This is a genomic window from Candidatus Jettenia sp. AMX1, assembly GCF_030263775.1.
GTDB lineage: Bacteria > Planctomycetota > Brocadiia > Brocadiales > Brocadiaceae > Jettenia > Jettenia caeni.
Window position 1 is genome coordinate 1 of record NZ_SZPP01000090.1, and the last position, 3,270, is coordinate 3,270.

Consider the following 3,270-nt stretch of genomic DNA (forward strand, 5'->3'; position numbering starts at 1 on the left):
CCGTATGATGAAATTAGGAATGCCGGAAAGTTATGCGATCTCATAAATTGCATACTACAGGGAAAAACTGCTTTTTTATCGGATTTGTGCAACAAAGCCTATAAATACTATAGTATATATAATGTAAACGTAAAAACATATTGATACATAATAGTTATTTGAGTATTATTATGAAAAATGTTAATTGCTTAACCACAGGAGATACAGAATGCCTATCCAATTAGGGGAATTAAAACTTTACTCACTGAAAGAGTTATCAAAGAGTCTGGGTATCACAACGTTTACTTTGAGGACATACATTCGACAGGGAAAGCTCCGGGCAAGGAAAATGGGGACTAAATGGCTTGTGACTGAGGATGCCTTGAGAGAATATTTCAAAGAGACACCGGAGATAAAAAAAGAGGGTCGTATTTCCCTGCACGGAATAACAAGCAAGAGTAAAGTAACCGAAAAAGATATTGAAGAAGCAAAAAGTATATGGAAATAACTTTGGATACCCACACCTTTATTTGGTATTTGGATAAAAGCCTGAATAATAAGTTATCTCAAAAGGCATTGAAGACCATTCAAGAGGCTGAGGGTTCATATACCATTTACTTACCAATAATAGTTTTGATGGAAATACTTTATTTAATAGAAAAGGGACGTGTTAATGTATCGTTTCATAAGCTCTTATCAAATTTAGAAAAAAGCAGCAATTATGAGATAGTTTCCTTCGATACAAGATTATTAAAAATAGTGGAGACCATAAGAGGATTAGAAGTACACGATAGGTTAATACTTGCAACCGCACTAGTAACTGGCAGTTCCCTTGTTAGCAACGACAGGGAAATTCATGCTAAAGGAATTAAAGTTATATGGTGAAACGAAAAGTCCATTCTGTGGGAGTCACAAGATAAGAGAGGTATTAAGACGAGAGGGCATTTGTATAAGTAGGGAAAGAGCGCAATCCTTCATGAGGCAGATGGGGTTGCGAGCAATATATCCAAAATCAGATACGAATCTCCGTTTTCACGGGGACAAGTATGTCACTCCTGCCCCCGCTTTCACGAGGATAAACTCCATCGGGAATCCAGAAAAATACTGGATTCCGGGTCAAGCCCGGAATGACAGACGCTTGTCATCGAATGTAGTTATCGGGGAGTTGTTAACTTATATCGCTATGTATATACGGCATAGCGCCGTTAAAATTATGGGTTCAGGTTGCAAACCTGAACCCGCCGGAGTGCTAAGAATTTATGTCGTTATGTATATAACAGTAGTGGCAAGGCGCGCCTTGCCACTATATAGTTAGTTTGAAATTCCTATGCATTATATTAGGTCTTCGGCGACTCTTTTAAGCCACGAATGAACACGAATCTTTTATTTTCATAGGTATTCGTGTCTATTCGTGTTCATTCGTGGCTAACAATGAAAAACTTTGAATTTTCTATACATTAAAATTATGGGTTCTGGCTTGCAAGCCAGAACCCAATGGAGGGCTTTACCTAAGAAAGCATTTTTATGAAGAAAAAATTTATTATTGTCGCCGGGGCAAGACCTAATTTTATGAAGATTGCCCCACTCTTGAAAGAATTAAAAAAATACCCATCAATAAAACCAGTTCTCGTCCATACCGGTCAACATTATGATTTTCTGATGTCTGATGTTTTTTTCAAAGACCTGGGCATTTCTCAAGCGGATATCTACTTAAATGTCGGTTCTGCTTCCCATGCTATGCAATCGGCCAAAATCATGATGGCATTTGAGGAGGTTCTTTTAAAAGAAAAACCTGACCTGGTTATTGTTGTCGGCGATGTGAATTCCACGCTGGCCTGCTCTTTGGTTGCTTCCAAGATGCATATCAGGGTTGCTCATATTGAAGCAGGTTTAAGGAGTTTCGACAGAACCATGCCGGAAGAAATTAACAGGGTGGTTACCGATTCAATATCAGACTACCTCTTTGTAAGTGAAAAGAGCGGACTGGTTAATTTGAAAAATGAAGGCGTAAAGAAAAAGAAGGTCTTCTTTACCGGTAATATTATGATCGATGCGTTACTGTCCAATATGAAAAAGATTAACACATCCTCTGTTCTGAAAAACTTTTCACTGCAGCCCGGGTCTTATGCCGTGCTGACCCTTCACCGTCCGGGTAATGTCGATTCACAGCAAGCTCTTGCAGAAATATACGATATCATCGGGTCGGTATCTCAAAAAATCAAGATTGTGTATCCTATCCATGTACGGACAAAGGAAAAGATGAAGTTGTTTCATATGATGGATACATTTAATAACCTGACAAATCTGGCGATGATTGAACCGTTAGGGTACGTAGATTTTGTCAGGTTAGTGAAGGACTCAAGGTTGGTTATTACCGATTCGGGTGGTATCCAGGAAGAGACAACGGTTCTGGGTATCCCGTGTCTTACTATGCGGGATAATACGGAACGGCCTGTTACCATACAGGAAGGAACGAATATACTGGTAGGAAGAAATAAGAGAAAGATTATCAGTTCGGTAAACAAAATCTTGCAGGGAGAGAAGGAGCGGAAAAAGAATAAAATTCCTCAGTTTTGGGATGGAAAGGCTGCACAGAGGATTGTGAAGGTTCTATCCGCTCTATAAATAGGCATTGGCAATATCAGGCAGGTTCAGATTTAGGAGTAAAGTTTGAACTTGCCAGGAAACGAGAGGCTGAGCCATGACAAAGATTTTCATGAGGAGCTACTCGCGATAGCCCTGCTCCGGAATATCGGTTTTGACTGGTAATCAGGAAACTGGTATATATGGTGATCAACGATTGAAACCAGACAGCATATAGCGGAGACGAAGTTTTGTAAATCACATACTCTCCGGTATAGGACCAATATTTACCATAGAAACACTCAAGGAGTCGATGTAGGGAGAGGCTTTAGCATCATATGCATCAAGCTAAAGGCGGCAACACGGACAAACGGAGAGACGTATTATTATGCGTCTGTACAGCCCGTGCCCTGAAAACCGCTTATATGATAAAATGAAAATTCCTCTACAATGAACCTGTAAGGAATTGAAACAATCATACAAAGAAAGAATTGTTCCGCTTCACAAGCCTTTCATTTAAGATAATTTACCATAAGAGGCTCCAGAGTATTTGTCATTGCGAGGGGTTTTTTCCCGAAGCAATCTTTTCTCAACTATTCAAGAGATTGCTTCGGACACTACCCTCGCAATGGTAATATGAAAAAGCAGCGTCCTTCCAAGGAGGTTAAAAAGCCTTGAACAGGCAATAACCTTTTGTGATATTAAATA

At 39.5% G+C, this 3,270-nt stretch carries 5 protein-coding genes; 4 read left to right on the forward strand and 1 reads right to left on the reverse strand.

The window, feature by feature from the left end; genetic code table 11:
- Positions 1 to 208 precede the first annotated feature (208 nt).
- The 4 genes from FBQ94_RS17260 to wecB all read left to right on the forward strand — a co-directional run bounded on the left by FBQ94_RS17260 (position 209) and on the right by wecB (position 2,604).
- Entirely contained in the window at positions 209 to 487 is a 279-nt protein-coding gene (locus FBQ94_RS17260; protein WP_007219929.1) for a helix-turn-helix domain-containing protein, read from the forward strand.
- The gene (locus tag FBQ94_RS17265; RefSeq protein WP_040543055.1) at positions 478 to 864 is read left to right on the forward strand and encodes a type II toxin-antitoxin system VapC family toxin; all 387 of its coding nucleotides are present in this window, start codon (positions 478 to 480) and stop codon (positions 862 to 864) included. Before FBQ94_RS17260 ends, FBQ94_RS17265 begins: the two co-directional genes overlap by 10 nt.
- On the forward strand, positions 836 to 1,294 hold the full coding sequence (locus FBQ94_RS17270) for an IS3 family transposase (protein ID WP_007219927.1): 459 nt from the start codon (positions 836 to 838) through the stop codon (positions 1,292 to 1,294). The genes FBQ94_RS17265 and FBQ94_RS17270 overlap by 29 nt, the downstream gene beginning before the upstream one ends.
- 209 nt (positions 1,295 to 1,503) lie before the next feature.
- Entirely contained in the window at positions 1,504 to 2,604 is a 1,101-nt protein-coding gene (gene wecB / locus FBQ94_RS17275; RefSeq protein WP_007219926.1) for a non-hydrolyzing UDP-N-acetylglucosamine 2-epimerase, read from the forward strand.
- A gap of 16 nt (positions 2,605 to 2,620) precedes the next feature.
- On the opposite strand, the gene FBQ94_RS17280 is transcribed toward wecB, so the two are convergent.
- Positions 2,621 to 2,824, reverse strand: a complete 204-nt coding sequence (locus tag FBQ94_RS17280; protein WP_285442304.1) for a hypothetical protein — start codon at positions 2,822 to 2,824, stop codon at positions 2,621 to 2,623.
- Positions 2,825 to 3,270 lie beyond the last annotated feature (446 nt).

Excerpts from the sequence above, each read along its gene's own strand:
- FBQ94_RS17260 (WP_007219929.1), top strand. The coding sequence starts at position 209 with ATGCCTATCCAATTAGGGGAATTAAAACTTTACTCACTGAAAGAGTTA.
- FBQ94_RS17265 (WP_040543055.1), top strand. The coding sequence starts at position 478 with ATGGAAATAACTTTGGATACCCACACCTTTATTTGGTATTTGGATAAA.
- FBQ94_RS17270 (WP_007219927.1), top strand. The coding sequence starts at position 836 with ATGCTAAAGGAATTAAAGTTATATGGTGAAACGAAAAGTCCATTCTGT.
- wecB (WP_007219926.1), top strand. The coding sequence starts at position 1,504 with ATGAAGAAAAAATTTATTATTGTCGCCGGGGCAAGACCTAATTTTATG.